This window comes from Peribacillus sp. NPDC097224, from assembly GCF_044761985.1.
Classification (GTDB): domain Bacteria; phylum Bacillota; class Bacilli; order Bacillales; family DSM-1321; genus Peribacillus.
Genome location: NZ_JBIWDK010000001.1, coordinates 283,964 through 300,461, shown reverse-complemented (window position 1 = coordinate 300,461; position 16,498 = coordinate 283,964). Strand labels below are relative to the sequence as shown.

At 40.9% G+C, this 16,498-nt stretch carries 19 protein-coding genes; 5 read left to right on the top strand and 14 right to left on the bottom strand.

What is annotated here, in order from left to right; all coding sequences use genetic code 11:
* The 9 genes from spoIIAA to spoIIM form a co-directional block, all read right to left on the bottom strand.
* Entirely contained in the window at positions 1 to 351 is a 351-nt protein-coding gene (gene spoIIAA, locus ACIQXR_RS01545; RefSeq protein ID WP_402869284.1) for an anti-sigma F factor antagonist, read from the bottom strand.
* Between the two features lie 130 nt (positions 352 to 481).
* On the bottom strand, positions 482 to 1,648 hold the full coding sequence (locus ACIQXR_RS01540) for a D-alanyl-D-alanine carboxypeptidase family protein (RefSeq protein WP_402956634.1): 1,167 nt from the start codon (positions 1,646 to 1,648) through the stop codon (positions 482 to 484).
* 207 nt (positions 1,649 to 1,855) lie between these two features.
* Positions 1,856 to 3,160 (bottom strand): pyrimidine-nucleoside phosphorylase, encoded by a 1,305-nt coding sequence (locus ACIQXR_RS01535; protein ID WP_402869288.1) that lies wholly within the window; start codon positions 3,158 to 3,160, stop codon positions 1,856 to 1,858.
* Between the two features lie 66 nt (positions 3,161 to 3,226).
* Entirely contained in the window at positions 3,227 to 4,039 is an 813-nt protein-coding gene (locus tag ACIQXR_RS01530) for a purine-nucleoside phosphorylase (protein ID WP_403079362.1), read from the bottom strand.
* Positions 4,040 to 4,051: 12 nt separating this feature from the next.
* Positions 4,052 to 5,239: a phosphopentomutase gene (deoB, locus tag ACIQXR_RS01525; RefSeq protein WP_402956630.1), complete on the bottom strand. Its 1,188-nt coding sequence runs from the start codon at positions 5,237 to 5,239 to the stop codon at positions 4,052 to 4,054.
* Positions 5,240 to 5,539: 300 nt separating this feature from the next.
* Complete coding sequence (gene xerD / locus ACIQXR_RS01520; RefSeq protein WP_402869293.1) at positions 5,540 to 6,433, bottom strand: site-specific tyrosine recombinase XerD; 894 nt, start codon at positions 6,431 to 6,433, stop codon at positions 5,540 to 5,542.
* A 5-nt stretch (positions 6,434 to 6,438) separates the two neighbouring features.
* The gene (locus ACIQXR_RS01515; protein WP_402869295.1) at positions 6,439 to 6,666 is read right to left on the bottom strand and encodes a YqzK family protein; all 228 of its coding nucleotides are present in this window, start codon (positions 6,664 to 6,666) and stop codon (positions 6,439 to 6,441) included.
* Between the two features lie 179 nt (positions 6,667 to 6,845).
* Entirely contained in the window at positions 6,846 to 7,304 is a 459-nt protein-coding gene (fur, locus tag ACIQXR_RS01510; RefSeq protein ID WP_402869878.1) for a ferric iron uptake transcriptional regulator, read from the bottom strand.
* Between the two features lie 123 nt (positions 7,305 to 7,427).
* The gene (gene spoIIM, locus ACIQXR_RS01505; protein ID WP_402869297.1) at positions 7,428 to 8,072 is read right to left on the bottom strand and encodes a stage II sporulation protein M; all 645 of its coding nucleotides are present in this window, start codon (positions 8,070 to 8,072) and stop codon (positions 7,428 to 7,430) included.
* Between the two features lie 150 nt (positions 8,073 to 8,222).
* Between spoIIM and ACIQXR_RS01500 the strand changes: the two genes are divergently transcribed.
* The gene (locus ACIQXR_RS01500) at positions 8,223 to 8,786 is read left to right on the top strand and encodes a GNAT family N-acetyltransferase (RefSeq protein WP_402869299.1); all 564 of its coding nucleotides are present in this window, start codon (positions 8,223 to 8,225) and stop codon (positions 8,784 to 8,786) included.
* A 179-nt stretch (positions 8,787 to 8,965) separates the two neighbouring features.
* Here the strand turns inward: ACIQXR_RS01500 and ACIQXR_RS01495 are convergent, their stop codons facing one another.
* The 3 genes from ACIQXR_RS01495 to ACIQXR_RS01485 form a co-directional block, all read right to left on the bottom strand.
* Positions 8,966 to 10,486, bottom strand: a complete 1,521-nt coding sequence (locus ACIQXR_RS01495) for a CoA-acylating methylmalonate-semialdehyde dehydrogenase (RefSeq protein WP_402956623.1) — start codon at positions 10,484 to 10,486, stop codon at positions 8,966 to 8,968.
* A 358-nt stretch (positions 10,487 to 10,844) separates the two neighbouring features.
* Positions 10,845 to 12,014, bottom strand: a complete 1,170-nt coding sequence (locus ACIQXR_RS01490) for an endonuclease Q family protein (protein WP_403079359.1) — start codon at positions 12,012 to 12,014, stop codon at positions 10,845 to 10,847.
* Positions 12,015 to 12,566 carry an NUDIX hydrolase gene (locus tag ACIQXR_RS01485; protein ID WP_402869305.1) on the bottom strand — a complete coding sequence of 184 codons (552 nt, stop codon included), beginning with the start codon at positions 12,564 to 12,566 and terminating at the stop codon, positions 12,015 to 12,017.
* A gap of 75 nt (positions 12,567 to 12,641) precedes the next feature.
* On the opposite strand from ACIQXR_RS01485, the gene mciZ reads away from it, so the two are divergent.
* From mciZ to ACIQXR_RS01470, 3 genes are all read left to right on the top strand, one after another.
* On the top strand, positions 12,642 to 12,800 hold the full coding sequence (gene mciZ, locus ACIQXR_RS01480) for a Z-ring formation inhibitor MciZ (protein WP_402869307.1): 159 nt from the start codon (positions 12,642 to 12,644) through the stop codon (positions 12,798 to 12,800).
* 57 nt (positions 12,801 to 12,857) lie between these two features.
* The gene (locus ACIQXR_RS01475; RefSeq protein WP_403079357.1) at positions 12,858 to 13,766 is read left to right on the top strand and encodes an aldo/keto reductase; all 909 of its coding nucleotides are present in this window, start codon (positions 12,858 to 12,860) and stop codon (positions 13,764 to 13,766) included.
* A 239-nt stretch (positions 13,767 to 14,005) separates the two neighbouring features.
* Positions 14,006 to 14,431, top strand: a complete 426-nt coding sequence (locus ACIQXR_RS01470; RefSeq protein ID WP_402869311.1) for an Ohr family peroxiredoxin — start codon at positions 14,006 to 14,008, stop codon at positions 14,429 to 14,431.
* Positions 14,432 to 14,489: 58 nt separating this feature from the next.
* Here ACIQXR_RS01470 and ACIQXR_RS01465 read toward each other — a convergent pair whose 3' ends face one another.
* Complete coding sequence (locus ACIQXR_RS01465; protein ID WP_402869313.1) at positions 14,490 to 14,927, bottom strand: MarR family winged helix-turn-helix transcriptional regulator; 438 nt, start codon at positions 14,925 to 14,927, stop codon at positions 14,490 to 14,492.
* A gap of 251 nt (positions 14,928 to 15,178) precedes the next feature.
* Positions 15,179 to 15,442, bottom strand: a complete 264-nt coding sequence (locus ACIQXR_RS01460; protein ID WP_402869318.1) for a YqkE family protein — start codon at positions 15,440 to 15,442, stop codon at positions 15,179 to 15,181.
* A 124-nt stretch (positions 15,443 to 15,566) separates the two neighbouring features.
* Between ACIQXR_RS01460 and ACIQXR_RS01455 the strand changes: the two genes are divergently transcribed.
* A complete protein-coding gene (locus ACIQXR_RS01455) occupies positions 15,567 to 16,475 on the top strand; it encodes an alpha/beta hydrolase (protein ID WP_402986135.1) in 909 nt (302 codons plus the stop codon).
* The last annotated feature ends 23 nt before the right edge of the window (positions 16,476 to 16,498 follow it).

Here is a 16,498-nt window from a genome sequence, read left to right as displayed (position 1 = left end):
TTAGGCAACCCCCAGTCTTTGCAAAGCGTTTTGTTCGGATAGTTCTAGTTTAACAATTTTAAACAAACCTGACATCTCAAATAACCGCTTTACTGCTGGAGAAATTGCACAGACAACCATCTCACCATTTTTCTGATGTACCTGTTTATACCGACCGATAATTACGCCCAATCCAGAACTGTCCATGAAATGCAGTTCATCCAAGTTAAGGATGATATGTTGGATATCATGCTTTTGAATGGCCGCCTCTGCCTGTTTTCTTAACTTTTCTGCTGTATGATGATCTAAATCACCTTTGAGACGAATGCATAATATTCTACTCTTCGCCTCCATATCAATCGTAAGACTCACTATATACAGCCTCCTTCACTGTCTTATAATGAGTCAAATTCTCTGTTTAATCTTCAGATTCCTTCTTCCTGGCAAAACTAGTGGCCATTCGCCTAAACTAGTATATTTACACGCCTTTCCGACAAGTTAATCATTTCGTTTGTGTAAACATGCCGAATGCCCGTTTATACAGTTGCCACCAACTGGCTTTTTCAACAGTTTCCTTTGAAACAATCGGTGATTCGACATATACTTTTCCGTCTTTAATCAATTGGAGCGTTCCTATTTGATCTCCTTTTTGAATGGGAGCCTTTAGGTTTTTATCGAGAATAACCTTTTTCGTAAAGTCTTTTGCCGCACCGCTCTTGGCCGTCAAAACAGATATTGGTTCACTTGTTACCCCTACTGCCATCTTTTTGCTGCCCTTGCTTACTTTCGATTCGCCCAAGACCTCTCCTCGTTTGTAAATCGGATAGGTAATAAATTGTGAAAAGGCATAATCAAGCATTTTCGTTACCTGGGCATTTCTTTCCTTCGGAGAAGCCGCACCGAACACCACAGCAATAACACGCATATTCCCTTTTTTCGCCGTAGCTGTCAGACAATACTTGGCTTCATTCGTAAACCCTGTTTTTAATCCATCGACTCCCGGGTAAAATTTCACTAGTCGATTCGTGTTCACAAGCCAGAATTTTTTATCTGTATTTTCACGGAGGTAGTCCTCGTATGTACCCGTGAATCTTGTAATCATGTCGTATTTCAACAATTCCTTTGCCATGATGGACATATCATGTGCCGAGCTGTAATGGTCCTTAACTGGTAAGCCTGTTGCATTTTGAAATTTCGTGTTCTTTAATCCCAGGTCTTTTGCTTTCTTATTCATCCGTTTGACGAATTCTTCTTCGGATCCAGCAAGATGCTCTGCCATAGCGACCGATGCATCATTTGCAGAACCGATCGAGATCCCTTTAAGCATTTGTTCGGTAGTCATTTCTTCTCCTAATTCAAGAAAGATTTGAGAACCTCCCATCGATGCAGCGTACTCACTCGTCCTGATTTTATCCTTCATGTTGAGTTCACCTTTATCGATGGCTTCCATGATTAAGAGCATCGTCATGATCTTCGTCATACTAGCAGGCGAAAGACGTTCATCTGCATTTTTATCATACAAAACTGTACCTGTATCCCGTTCAATTAAAATAGCCGATTTTGCATTTTCCGCTAAGTTGACACCTTTTTTTTCTGATGCTTGAGTATGCGGGATGCTAAAGCCAGTTGCTAGTAACACGATTAAAAATAGAGAAAGAATCCGCTTCATCTCCATAGCCTCCAATCTTTATATATTCCATTTTTTCCATATAAGCCATTTTTATACAAATAAGTTGGTGGAATTATTATTTAAAAAGGGAGAGGACAGTTTTAATGAGGAATATACAAAAACAGAGGACATTGTTGCCTGAATAAAATTATGCTGAACGTAAAAAAAGGTCACTCTTTTAAAAAGAGTGACCTGCTTGGCGAATCATTATTCCATGATTTCTTTATAGATCAACGTTGGTTTTTCAACTTTTTCCTTGGAAATTGTAATGTTTTCGTATAATTTCTCTTTTACTTTTGAAACATCTTCAAAGTTACTGTATATGGTTACAAGTGATTCACCTTTAGCCACGGTTTCACCGATTTTCTTACGAAGCATAAGACCTACAGCCAAATCAATTTCCGATTCTTTAGTAGCACGTCCAGCACCTAATAACATGGCAGCCGTACCGATTTCATCAGCAACGATTTCCGATACATATCCGTCTTCTTTAGCTTCAAGCTCAAAAGTGTATGCAGCCTGTGGAAGTTTTTCTGGCTGTTCTACAACTGAGCCGTCTCCTCCCTGTGCCTCCAAGAAGATTTTGAATGAACGAAGCGCTGAACCATCCTTGATTGCATTTTCAAGCAGGGTTCTGGCTTCTTCAAGGGAGCCCGCTTTTTTAGCAAGGTACACCATATGACTTCCTAACGTTAAAGATAGTTCCGTTAAATCTTCCGGACCTTCACCTTTAAGCGTATCAATCGCTTCTTTAACTTCAAGAGCGTTCCCGATTGCGTAACCAAGAGGCTGGCTCATGTCTGAAATGACTGCCATCGTATTACGGCCGACATTATTTCCTATGCTCACCATTGCATGTGCCAGTTTCTCGGAATCTTCAAGTGTCTTCATGAATGCACCTGCACCCGTTTTCACATCAAGAACAATCGCATCTGCACCAGCAGCTATTTTCTTACTCATGATGGAACCAGCAATCAACCCGATGCTATTGACGGTAGCCGTTACATCACGTAATGCATAAAGCTTTTTATCTGCAGGAGTTAAATTACCACTTTGACCAATAACGGCTATCTTGTTTTTATTGACAAGTTCAATGAACTCATCATTTTCAATTTCCACATGAAACCCTTTAACGGATTCCAATTTATCGATGGTTCCACCTGTATGGCCAAGGCCTCGCCCTGACATTTTTGCCACTGGAACGCCTACAGCTGCCACTAATGGTCCAAGAACAAGTGTGGTCGTATCACCAACGCCACCTGTAGAGTGCTTATCGACCTTAATTCCCTCTATCATCGATAAATCTATTTGATCACCGGATTCTACCATGGCCATCGTTAAATCAGCACGCTCCTGCTCGTTCAGCTCCTGAAAATAGATTGCCATTGCCCATGCGCTCATTTGATAATCAGGAATCGTTCCATTTGTAAAGCCTTCCACAATAAACTGAATCTCTTCAGTGGAAAGTGTCTTTCCATCACGTTTTTTTGCGATTAAGTCAACCATTCTCATAAGTCATTCCCCATTCTTTAAAGACAGCCTTAGTTTCGACTGTGCTTGTATTATTTTAAATCCGATTTATAAATCTTTAACAATCGACTTAACAAACTCCAGAAAACTGCTTTTTACTTTTTCTGTCGTTTCAATAACTTCCACGTGTGACAGGGGCTGGTCCAAAATACCAGAAGCCATGTTTGTAAGGCAAGATATCCCCAGTACTTTCATCCCACAATGTCTAGCAATGATAACTTCCGGAACAGTGGACATGCCCACTGCATCCCCACCAAGAACTCTTGCCATCCTTACTTCTGCCGGAGTTTCATAGGTCGGCCCAGAATTCCCAATATAGACGCCTTCCTTTACATCCAAGCCCAGCGTAGAAGCGATCGTCTTAGCTTTTGCCCGCAATTCTTTATTATAAGCTTCTGACATATCAGGGAAACGAGGACCAAAGCGGTCTTCATTCGCACCAATCAATGGGTTAGTTCCCATTAAATTGATATGGTCCGTAATGATCATCAGATCTCCCGGTGCATAGCTTTCATTCACACTTCCAGCAGCATTGGTTACGATTAATGTTTCAACACCAAGCAGTTTCATCACACGTACCGGGAAAGTGACTTTCTCCATTGAGTATCCTTCATAAAAATGGAAACGACCTTGCATGGCTACAACCTGTTTGCCACTCAGGTTTCCGATGACAAGCTGACCTGCATGTCCTTCTACAGTCGAGACGGGAAATTCCGGGATTTCATGATAAGGGATAATTATCGGGTTTTCAATTTCATCTGCCAATACCCCAAGACCAGATCCAAGAATCAAGCCTATATCTGGAGTCCCATCCACTTTATTCTTTATAAATTCAGCAGCTGTTTCAATGCTATTAAACATATTTACCCTCCCTTATTTCACGTCGCCTAAAATATTTTTCCCATATGTAGGCATCTTTATATCAAAGTTAGCGGCAACTGTTGCACCAATATCAGCAAAAGTATCTCTTACTGGTAACTCCGTGCCTTTTGTGAAACGTTTTGAGTAAACTAATAATGGAACATACTCACGAGTGTGGTCTGTACCTTCATGAATCGGATCATTCCCGTGGTCGGCCGTGATGATCAACAAGTCATCTTCTGTCAGCTTCTCTATCACTTCAGGCATTCTAGCATCGAACTCTTCCAAAGCCTTTCCGTAGCCTTCCGGATCACGACGGTGACCATATAAGGCATCAAAGTCCACTAGATTCAAGAAGCTTAATCCCTTAAAGTCTTGATCGATGGTTTGGATTAATTTATCCATTCCGTCCATATTGGAGACTGTACGTAATGATTCGGTGACTCCTTCACCATCAAAGATATCCGAGATTTTTCCAATTGCCAAAACATCCAACCCAGCATCTTTCATTTCATCCATTACCGTTCTGTTAAATGGCTTCAATGCATAATCATGACGGTTAGGTGTTCTTTTGAAACTTCCTGGCTCTCCAATGAAAGGTCTTGCAATAACGCGTCCAACCTTATATTCATCAGCCATCGTCAACTCTCGTGCAATTTCACAAATTTTATATAACTCGTCTAATGGGACTACGTCCTCATGAGCGGCAATCTGTAAAACAGAATCAGCGGATGTATACACAATTAAAGCTCCCGTTTTCATGTGATCTTCGCCAAGTCTTTCAATGATTTCCGTTCCGCTTGCAGGTATATTCCCTATGATTGAACGTCCCGTCTTCGCTTGAAGTTCATTGATTAATAACTCAGGGAAACCGTTCGGAAATACTTGAAATGGTGTAGTGATATTAAGACCCATTATTTCCCAATGGCCGGTCATCGTATCTTTTCCTGTTGACGCTTCTTTCATTTTTGTATAGTAAGCAATCGGTTGCTCTGTTTTTGCGATACCTTTAATGTCCCGGATGTTGCCTAAACCCATTTTAGAAAGAGTCGGCATGTTCAATCCATTCATTCTTTCAGCTATATGGCCAAGTGTATCGGCTCCTTTATCACCGAATAAATCTGCATCCGGTGCTTCGCCAATCCCAACTGAGTCCATTACAACTACAAAAATGCGTTTAAATGCTGAATTTTTTTCCATGCTAATTCCCTCCAGTAAATAGTATTATACCCTTTTATATTCCCCGTAGATTGTCCATTTAACCTACAATAACCGAAACGTCAGAAGTCTGACCTCTTTATTGTAAACGATACCAATCGTTTTAGACAATTGTTATGTACCTTAATCTTTATATAGGAAAACAGACTCATAATTTCAAAAAAGATTTTTATAGTTCCAGCTTATCATGGTCCAATAAATTGGGCCACCTATTCCTGATGGCTGTTTCACCATTACTTGTGCAGGAGGCCTTTCCTCCTACACTTTCAATCTACTAATTTCCTAAGCTCTTGGATGAAATTTAGAATATACATCTTTTATCCGAACATTCGTAATATGTGTGTAGATTTGAGTCGTCGAAATATCCGCATGCCCCAACATCTCCTGAACGGCCCGTAAATCTGCTCCATTCATCAAAAGATGGGTGGCAAAAGAATGCCTTAGTGTATGCGGTGTAATTTCCTTCTCGATTCTCGCCTCTTTCACGAGTTTTTTCAAGATCTTCCAAAATCCCTGTCTCGTCAACCTGTTTCCATGGTGATTCAAAAAAAGTGAATCCGTCCGATGCTTTGGACTGGCAAATTTACCACGGGCACTATCTAAGTAATTCCCGATGGCCCCCAGTGCTGTTTGTCCGATAGGGATGATTCTTTCTTTATCCCCTTTTCCGATACAACGGACAAAACCCATCGTCGCGTGTACATCGCTCACATCCATTGATATCAATTCACTGACACGCATTCCTGTCGCATACATCAGTTCAAGCATCGCTTTGTCACGTAATCCATATTCGTTCATTACCTTTGGGGCTTCCAATAAGGCTTCCACCTCTTCCATGCTTAACACCTTTGGAAGGCTTCTTTCAGGTTTGGGTGTTTCTATATGTAGTGCTGGATCCTGGTCAGTCACCTTTTCACGAAGGAGAAATTGATGGAAAGATCGGATTGAAGCAATATGGCGGGCAATGGTTTTCGACGATTTCCCTTGGTCTTTCAAATGAGCAAGAAAGTGTAAGATGTTTGCCCGACGTGAGTCATTCCAATCGGTAATCATTTCTACATTCATTAAATAGGCCCAATATGATTTCAAGTCACGTTCATACGAGACGAGTGTGTTTTTGGCAAGACCCTTTTCAATGGTCAAAAAATGAATGAAATCCTTAATTTGATTCTCCATATTCATTACTCCCCGTTTAAATAAAACAACATTAAGCGTTCAAACCATGCATCATCACCTGTATCAACAGCTTTTGATACTTTGACAGCTGTGCCTTTTGGTTCATCGTACCGATGATAACTATGATATTCCTGATTTAACCATACCATTCCTATGTAAAAAAGAACAGTGAAGCTAACGAAGAGTATCATCACTTTAGCTGTATGTAAAACTAGCTTCAATGACGTTTTCATGCTTTCCCCTCCCTATCCGAGCACTTTGTATCAATCTATGCCCATCGGGACAAGTTTTATACATCTTTCGGTAAAGAAGAGGAAAAAAAGTTCTATCTATTTCTAACCCAGGTTAAACAGGCAAACTATTTTCTTTTAAAACCAGAAAACCTTCTCCAGGTAGGGGAGAAGGTCCGACTTTATTCATCTTTATCTTCGACTTTGTCATGACATCGATGACAAATGCCATGAAAGGTTAATCTATGGTCTTTTATCTTGAAGTTCCAGTCACGCTCGACAATGGCTTCCACGTCTTCAAGTAAGTCTTGTTGAATCTCATCTACCGCTCCACATTCCACACAAACCAGATGATGATGGAAATGCGCTGCGCCTTCTTGTCTTAAATCATAACGGGAAACTCCGTCTCCAAAGTTAATTTTATCTACTATTTTCAATTCAGTCAGCAACTCTAGCGTACGGTATACCGTTGCTAATCCAATTTCCGGCGACTTTTCTTTGACAAGGAGGTAAACGTCTTCTGCGCTTAAATGATCCTCTTCGTGCTCAAGTAAAACGCGGACGGTCGCTTCTCGCTGAGGCGTTAATTTGTAGCTGGACGAGTGCAACTGCTTTTTTATTCTATCAATTCTATTTTCTATTTCCATACCAATATTCCCTCCCGCGCCGCTATCTTATACATTATATCAAATGAGGGAAAACTGTCAAAATAGATTTCCTTATTAATAGCAAAAAAATCATGATGAATGCGTAGCTACCCTTCATTACCCCAAGAAGCTTACGACATTTTTCATTAAGGAAGGGGATAAATATGCTTCAAATGCAGCTGCTGCAATTAAAAATACCCCAGCCAAGATCAAGGAAAAAACATAGCGGGAAATAATCGGCTTTAAAGGCTCCCGAACCTGTTTAAGAAAAATGCGGCTGATCATCTTCATGGATAGCGATACGGCCAGAACCGTGATCACGATAAAGATCGGGACAATGAATATATTTTGCGGTAGGATTGCCACAAATGATAATAGGAATCCACTCCACCCCATTTGATTGACTAAAAATCCGACCGTAAATCCCACAACCATGCCTTTTACAAATAACAGTACTAATATCACTGGCAAACCGATAACCGAAACCCCAAGAATCCAGATGACCCCAATATATTTAAGGTTATGCATAAGACTTTGACTGAACATATCGTGTGAAGAAGCAAATTCCCCTTTGGAAACTTGTCCGAAGAATTGTGATAAATAGTAGAACAAATCTTCCTTTTGAGTAAAGCTCAAACTATTTACGAGAACAGCACCAAAAATGACACCCATTAAAAAGAGTACAGTGATAAAAACGTATAATGAGGAATGTTCGTTAACATGTTTCCTTACAGCATTTTGTATGGCAGATCTATTTTTCATCTTTTATCTATCCTCCCAACTCCACTTACTAGAATCTATGTTTTTTCTGTTTTATTTATGACAAGGATTCAAGCGTAATTTACAGAGTCGTAGAACATTTTTCACAAAAGACGTGTTTTAATTTTCCATAAAGTTGTTTGGAGGGGTAATATGAAAGCTATACTAATGGATTTTCCAGAAAAAATTGAAACTTCTCGCTTATATTTAAGACCTTGCCTACCGGGCGATGGACTTGACGTTTATGAAGCCATAGTTCGTTCACGAAACGAGTTGAAGAGATGGCTTCCATTTGCCCAGCAGGAACCATCAATAGAAGCTTCAGAAAAGAATGTCCTGAAAGCATATGCTGATTTTATCTTAAAAGAAGATATTAGACTCCATATTTATAGGAAAGAAGACGGTCAATTCATAGGCTCCACTGGCCTCCATCGAATTAACTGGGACATCCCCAAGTTTGAAATCGGTTATTGGATCGATACGGAATACAGGAACAAAGGATATATAACTGAAGTGGTAGAAAGGTTAACAAGATTCGCCTTTAATCATTATGGGGCCAAGAGAATTGAAATCCGTTGTGATCCCAACAATCTTACCAGCAAACGGATTCCTGAAAAGCTTGGATTTACCCTGGAAGGGATTTTACATAATGATGCTTTAAGCGCCGACGGCAAGACATTACGAGACACTTGCATTTATGCAAAAACAATAAACTAAAAAGAGCCCTGGCAGCATCAATTTTCCCTGTCAGGACTCTCTCCATTAGCTTTAAAAAGCAAAACTCCTCTTTGGCTTTCCATACTTTACGTTCCAATTAACTCTCTTTCTATGAAGCTTTATTAAAAGGATTTAAAGAATCCCTAAAATAGTTTCCGGGATTCTTTGTATTTCAATCTTCAATCATTATTGCTTGGAAAGGCAAATGTCGACCCCGTATTGGCGGACGATGTCAACCATCGTTCTGAGACAGTTTTTGTTTTTGTAAAGAAACGGGCTTGGTCTGGTCCGAACATATGACCTTCACCGAATCTAGACCCTTTAAATCCAGCAAAATTATGGTAGCCGACAGGGATTGGAATCGGGACATTAACTCCTACCATCCCAACGTCAATTTCCGTTGTGAATTTCCGAGCTGCCGCTCCATCATTGGTGAAAATGGTGACACCATTCCCTAACTCATGTTCGTTGATCAGCTTAATCGCTTCTTCTAGTGAAGCGACCCGAACAACATTACGGGCGGGTCCGAACACTTCCTGTTCATATATATCCATTCCTGGCTTTACATGGTCAATTAATGTCGGGCCGACAAAGAAACCTCTGGATTCTTTCACGATGTCTAATTCCCGTCCATCACACACTACCGTTGCACCTTCTTCAATGCTCTTGTCAATCGCCGCAATTACCGACTCTTTTGATTGTTGGGATATAACAGGTCCGAAGTCAACTTCCCGGTCTGTGTAAGAGCCCACTTTCAATGCGCCGATTTTTTCTTTTAAAATCTTTATTAAACGATCCCCTGTTTCTTCTCCAACAGGCATGAGCGTTGAAATGGCCATGCAACGCTGGGATGCAGCTCCATATGCAGCTCCAATAAAAGAGTTTGCCACTTGTTCTAAATCCGCATCAGGCATGACAACCATATTGTTCTTCCCGCCACCAAGAGCCGTCACACGCTTACCATGTTTCGCTCCCGTCTCATAAATATATTGAGCCACCGGCGTAGAGCCCACGAAGGAGATTGCCTCCACTTCTGGATTTCTCAATAATTCATTGACAGCGTCCTTATCACCATTGATAACGGTCCAAATACCGTCCGGCAATCCTGCTTTCTTCCATAATTCACTCACGAATAAAGCTGTCATTGGAACTCGCTCCGAAGCTTTCAGAATGACTGCATTGCCTACAGCAATTGCCATGCTCGTCTGGGCCAGTGGCACCATGATCGGGAAGTTGAATGGAGAAATGGCTGCTACGACGCCAAGTGGGTACTTCGCCGAATAGACATTGATCTGTCCACCGACGTTGACGGAATATTCCCCTTTCACTAAATGGGGCGCTCCAATGGCAAGGTCCACAGATTCTATTCCACGGGTAATCTCGCCCTTTGCATCTTCTGCCGTTTTACCGCTCTCTGTACAAATCAGATCAATTAGGGCATCTGTATGTTCCGTAAGCAAGTTACGAAACTTGATCACTATATCCGCACGCCTTGCTACGGACATGTCACGCCAAGCGGGAAATGCAGCTTTGGCTTTATCAATGGCTCCCTTTACTTCTTCAATCGAAGCTAACGGTACTTTCGCAATGACTTCTCCACTTGAGGGATTGAATACATCCGAAAATCTCCCGTTTTGCCCTGCAACCATTTGACCGCCTATAAAATGAGATAATTCTTTTACTTTTATTGTTTCAGTCATTATAACTCCTCCTAATTGTTCGAGATTTTACTATATAATGTAGGGGTGAAGCATTTCCTTTATGTAATCCGTCACCCACAAACTCACAAAATACTCAGATAATTAAACTCGGAATTTCAGTCGCGAGTTTACGCCTTCATGTTGCGCCTATATTCGTGTCACTTCCTTATTATGATTTATTTCCTATTCCTATTGTGTAACTTCCTGGCTTTTTAGTCATTATACAAAGTGTTAAATGAATCCCTTTTCTATTTCACAAAAAGACTAATGGCTACCAAGTGATATCTATAACAAGCACAAAAGGCACTTCCATCTAGAAATGCCTTTTGAAAAGTTTATATCGGGAAATCCTGTGTTATCACATCTTAACTTTCCCATATTTGCCGCCTCCTCCTGCATCAAAACCCAATATCCCTTTTCTTGCGGAATCTATAAAGTGGGCTAATTTCAATGGAACGACCTCTGAAAGCTGTTCGAGACTCACCTCATGAAGGATATTCATCTCTGTTCCGAAGGCCCCCAACAGTCTGTCCATGGACTTCGGGCCAAGGCCCGGAATGAAATCAAGCGGAACCTGATGAATATACTGCGGACGGGACCTCTTTTCCTCCCCTTTTCCAGAAACGGATAATTCGGCAATACGTGTGGAAACTCCCTTAATGATCTTCTTGCCTCCGCATTCACTGCATGCCTCAGCATTTATGGCCATTTTATGAAGGCAACTTCCACAAACGGTTTGATGATATTTACCCAATAAGGGATTCAATCCATAATTGGCTGTCACTTTACGACCTTCTTCTTCCTTAAGCGCTTTTTCCAACTCTGTAAAACTCGGTTCTTGAAGCAATAGCATTTGATATTCACGGGCTATCTTTCCAAGGGAGTGGGCATCCGAATTCGTCAGGAAGGTATACGATTTCAATTCTTTTATGTCCTCCACCAAATAGGTATCCGAGCTTAAACCAAGTTCGATGGCATCAATGAGCTTCGGATCGAACACTTCCGCCAGGCTTTCCTTTACGCCTTTACCGTACAAGCTTTTAAAGGGGGTGAAAACATGCGCAGGGATGAACAGCCCTCCAAGGGATTTGACTATTTCTTGCAACTTTCGCCCGTCACAATAAATCCTCTGGGAACTCAACGTAATATTTTTCACATAATTACTCATCCATGATGAAAACCTCTTCATCACTTCCATATTTGGAAAATAGGCAAGAACATGAATCGGTCCATGGCAATTGTGGTCATATATTTCAATTTCCGACCCTGGGATGATGGTGAGGTTCCGATAATGAAGTCCGCCACCCTCCATTTCCGTAATTTCCCCATTGTGAATTCCAGCTTCTATCTCTTCAATAACCTCAGGAGAATGGCAGTCTATAACCCCTATCATATCGAGCCCTTTTCGTTCGCTTGCCACTTCGATTATGTTGCTGAAGGTCAACGTTTTAGCTCCGGTGATCTTAACCGCCTTCCCACTTCTCGTCCTGCCGATATGAATATGGAAATCAGCATAGTATTCTTTCATTTATTCATTCAACGCCTTTTTCAACTGCAAATATTGTACGGCGTAGGCCGTTTTGGCATCTTGGATCTTCCCTTCATCCAGATAGTTTTGAGCTTCCTTCAATGTCAGCTCGATCACCTCGACAAACTCATCTTCATCCAATGGTGCCGCATCTTTTTTCTTTTTCAAATTGTGGGCCAAATAGAGATGGACTAGCTCATCCGCAAAGCCTGGAGACGTATAAAAAGAGATGATATGCTCCATTCTTTCACATTCATAGCCCGTCTCTTCCTCAAGTTCACGTTCTGCCGACCGAACGGGTTCCTCCCCTTTTTCAAGCTTACCTGCTGGAATTTCAACCAGGCTTCTCTCCAACGCTTTACGGTACTGTTCGACCATGATGATCTTATCTTCAGCTGTAAGAGCGATGATTGCGACTGCCCCGGGATGCTTGATGATTTCTCGTTTACTCGTTTTCCCATCAGGAAGCTCGACATCATCCACTTGTAAATTGATTACTTTACCCGTGAATATCTTTTTGCTTGATAATGTTTTCTCTTCGAATTTTTTCAACTTGTCCACTCCTCTGTTCTAATTACAGCATGATTCTTCATACATTTTACCATACTAGAGATGGAGGGCGATTTGATGAAAATTCATGTGTTCGAAAATGGCATTGTTTTCTCCGGAAAGAGTTGGGAGATTGTTCAAAAACTCAAAAGTCTACAAAGTGACTATGTTTATGTCAATGACTGGATTGCAGATATCCATCGACAAGAACCTCACCCCTTAAAAAGGATCAAGTGAAATCTTTGAGTGAAAATGATTCCTCCTTTACAATGAAGATATAAAGGAGAGGATAACATGAAAAAACGCAGATTAGGAAATTCGGATTTGCTTGTATCCGAAATTGGACTTGGATGCATGTCTTTGGGAACCGATCAAAAAAAGGCAGCCGAAATTGTGAAGGCTGCTTTACATGAAGGCATCAATTACTTCGACACCGCTGACTTATATGATTTTGGAGTGAACGAGGAAATTGTGGGAGAAAGCCTAAAGCCAGTTCGCGATCAAGTGTACATAGCAACGAAAGTCGGAAACCGCTGGACGGAAAATAAAGAAGGCTGGAGCTGGGATCCATCTGGTGACTATATCAAGACGGCCGTAAAAGATAGTCTAAAGAGACTAGGCACCGACTATATTGACCTCTATCAGCTGCATGGCGGTACGATTGAAGATAATTTGGAGGAAACGATTGAAGCCTTCGAGGACTTAAAAAAAGAAGGTTTGATTCGGTACTATGGAATATCATCGATTCGGCCCAATGTAATTAAGGCATTTGTCGAGAATTCAAATATTGATTCCGTGATGATGCAGTACAGCCTGCTGGACCGCCGTCCGGAGGAGTGGATGCCACTTTTGGACGATAAGCAGGTCAGCATCATTGCTCGGGGCCCTCTTGCCAAAGGGCTGCTAAGTGAAAAAATGCTTAACAAGGCTAGTGAGGACGGCTACCTCGACTATAGCTATCAAGCACTCAAGGACTTACTTCCACAATTAAAAGAGAAGATTTCCGGCAAGAAGCTGAATGCTGTGGCTCTGCAATATGTATTATCGAACCAAAGCGTTGCATCTGCCATAGCAGGGGCGAGCACGGTGCAACAGCTTCGCGAAAACTGTCAGGCTTACAACAGCCCTTCTCTTTCAAAAGATGAACTTGATCTGTTGAAGCAACTCACCAAAGCAAGCAAATATGCAAACCACCGGGAATAAATCTAACCTGAACACCCTTTAAAGACTAGCAATCATTTCTCTGTAAAGCTATCCTTTCCGTACACCTACGGTTGGATAGCTTTTTTTTATTCCGGGAGTCATACCCTACACTTTTAAATAACTCAGCTGCAAAAGTGTAGGGTGAGTTCTTTCTAAGATCTTTTCTGTTGCTATTTCTCAATTGATATTATACAATTCAATTGTGCACAATCTAAATGAAAAGATTGGGGAGATAAACAATGACAAAAACACTATTTACGACGTCCGTAACAGTTGATGGAGGAAGAGAAGGAACGGCCATTTCAGCTGATGGAAACTTTACGGTTGATATTGCAATGCCCGGAACGCCAAGGGCTAAACAGATGCCTGAAGCTTCAAATCCTGAACAGCTTTTTGCAGCAGGATATGCGGCTTGTTTTGATAGTGCTTTACAATCGGTTGGAAAGATTGAAGGTGCTACATTTACTTCAAACGTCACAGCCAATGTCAGTTTATTGATGGGTGATATGCATCAATACAGCTTGGCTGTAACATTAGTCGTAAAGGGATCAGGAATCGATAAAAATTCATTTGAAACTTTCGTTCATAAAGCTCACCAAATGTGCCCTTATTCAAAAGCAATCAACGGCAATGTGGATGTTGCTATTGAAATTGAAGTAGAATAAAGCAATTTCACAAAAAAACGCTTGGGTTTGAAGTGAACCCAGGCGTTTTTCTATTCCTTCAAAGTGCTTGCAAGGTTTTTAATAGTTGAAGCAGCGACGCTTTCAAATCCTCAACCACTTGCTTATCTTCACCGGACATATCCGAAATGCGTTCAGGAATGAAACAGGCTTCTTCCCTTAAATCAAGTCCCTTTCGAGTCAGCTGAATCATGACAGACCTTTCATCTTTAGTGGACCGTTCACGAACAATGAGCCCATTCTGCTCCATCCGTTTCAACATGGGAGTGAGCGTTCCTGAATCAAGTGCAAGTAACTCCCCTAATTTCTTCACTGTAAGCGTGTCTTGCTCCCATAGTAAAAGCAGAACGAGATATTGAGGATACGTTACGTTAAGTTTGGTAAGTAGTGGTTTATACTTCTTGGTCATTTCCCTCGAATTTGCATATAGAAGGAAGCATAGTTGATTTTCCAGTACAGATTCTATTCTTTTTTCCATTTCATCACCAACTAATAGTAGTCCATTCGATAAGCGGGTACCTATCAAACTTACTTTTAATATAATCGTTATGCTTTATAAAATAAAGCGATTCGGCCATCCAAACAGAATTACGAAGGAATTTAATTTGTTCCATGTCATTTTCTTCATACAAAAACATCCCCGTTATAAGTACATGGGTACCAACGAAGATGCTTTCCATTTATAGTTTTTTTGGTCGGGTCATAATAAACATCCCGATTTCTTTAAAATCATTTATAGTTTTTCCAGTTAAGATCACTTTCACCCAACAGCTCTTCGAATGATTTATTTTTCTCACGCTGTTTTCTTTCTTGACGTTTCTTTTCTTCTTCTGCTGCTCTCTTCTCTTGTTCCGCATCGTTTAATTCTTTTTGTTTTTGGCGAAGCTGCGACATGATATCTTGATTGAGCATATCACCAAGTTTCAATGATGACGATGCTTCTTTTTCTTGCTTTTTACTTTGATTTTGATTGCGCGGCTGTTTCTTTTTCATCCTTAAAACCCCCTGACATTATACATTATTATACCATGACTCCGGTTTTACCCGTGACGATTTCTTAACAGTATTTTCTTATTTTTCAACATGGTAAAATAAACTAAAAACAAGGAGGTTCACCATGAAAAAATGGGGTCTCGCAATTGCCGGCATCTTGACGTATATGGTCGGCATCGGTATTTATTTTTCTAATCGGCTCATGTACATGAAGAAGAAGGAAGATGATTTCATCAAAGATCGTGAAGTCTTGGCTAAACGGTTCATTCAAGAGGATTTTGATACCCTGCCTAAAAGCGAAATCTGGGTACCTTCTCCATCTGGGTATTCCTTGAAATGCATGTTTATTGAACCACATCCTACGAATAAGTGGATCATTATTGCTCACGGCGTGACAGAAAATAAAACGAACTCGATCAAGTACATGAACATTTTCCTTAAGCGTGGATTCAATGCGGTCATCTACGATCACCGTCGTCATGGAGACTCCGGTGGGAAAACAAGCAGCTATGGACATTATGAAAAATTCGACTTGAAAGCCGTGATTGACGAGTTAAAAAAACGTAAAGGTTCAGATCTTTTCTTCGGCATTCATGGTGAATCCATGGGGGCTGTGACCCTTCTTCTATATGCGGGCATGCTTGAAGATGGAGCAGATTTTTATATTGCCGATTGTCCATTTTCCAATTTTGAAAAGCAAATTCAACATCAAATCGGCATGGAAATCCCTTTTCCAACCTGGTCCATCTTTCCACTTGGGCGCATGTTCATCAAACTTCGTGATGGATATTGGACGAACGAAGTATCACCGATAGATTTCATTAGTACTATCGAAAAACCAGTGCTGTTCATTCACAGTGAACCTGATACTTTCATTCCCGCCTCCATGACACTTGAATTATATGAAGCAAAAAAAGGACCAAAACAACTTTACCTCGCAAAAAACGGGGCTCACGCACAATCATATAATGCTAATCCCAAGGAATATGAGGAACGGATCGACCAATTTCTCGAACAGCTTGTATTGAAATAGACAAAGGGAGAATCCCACGACTA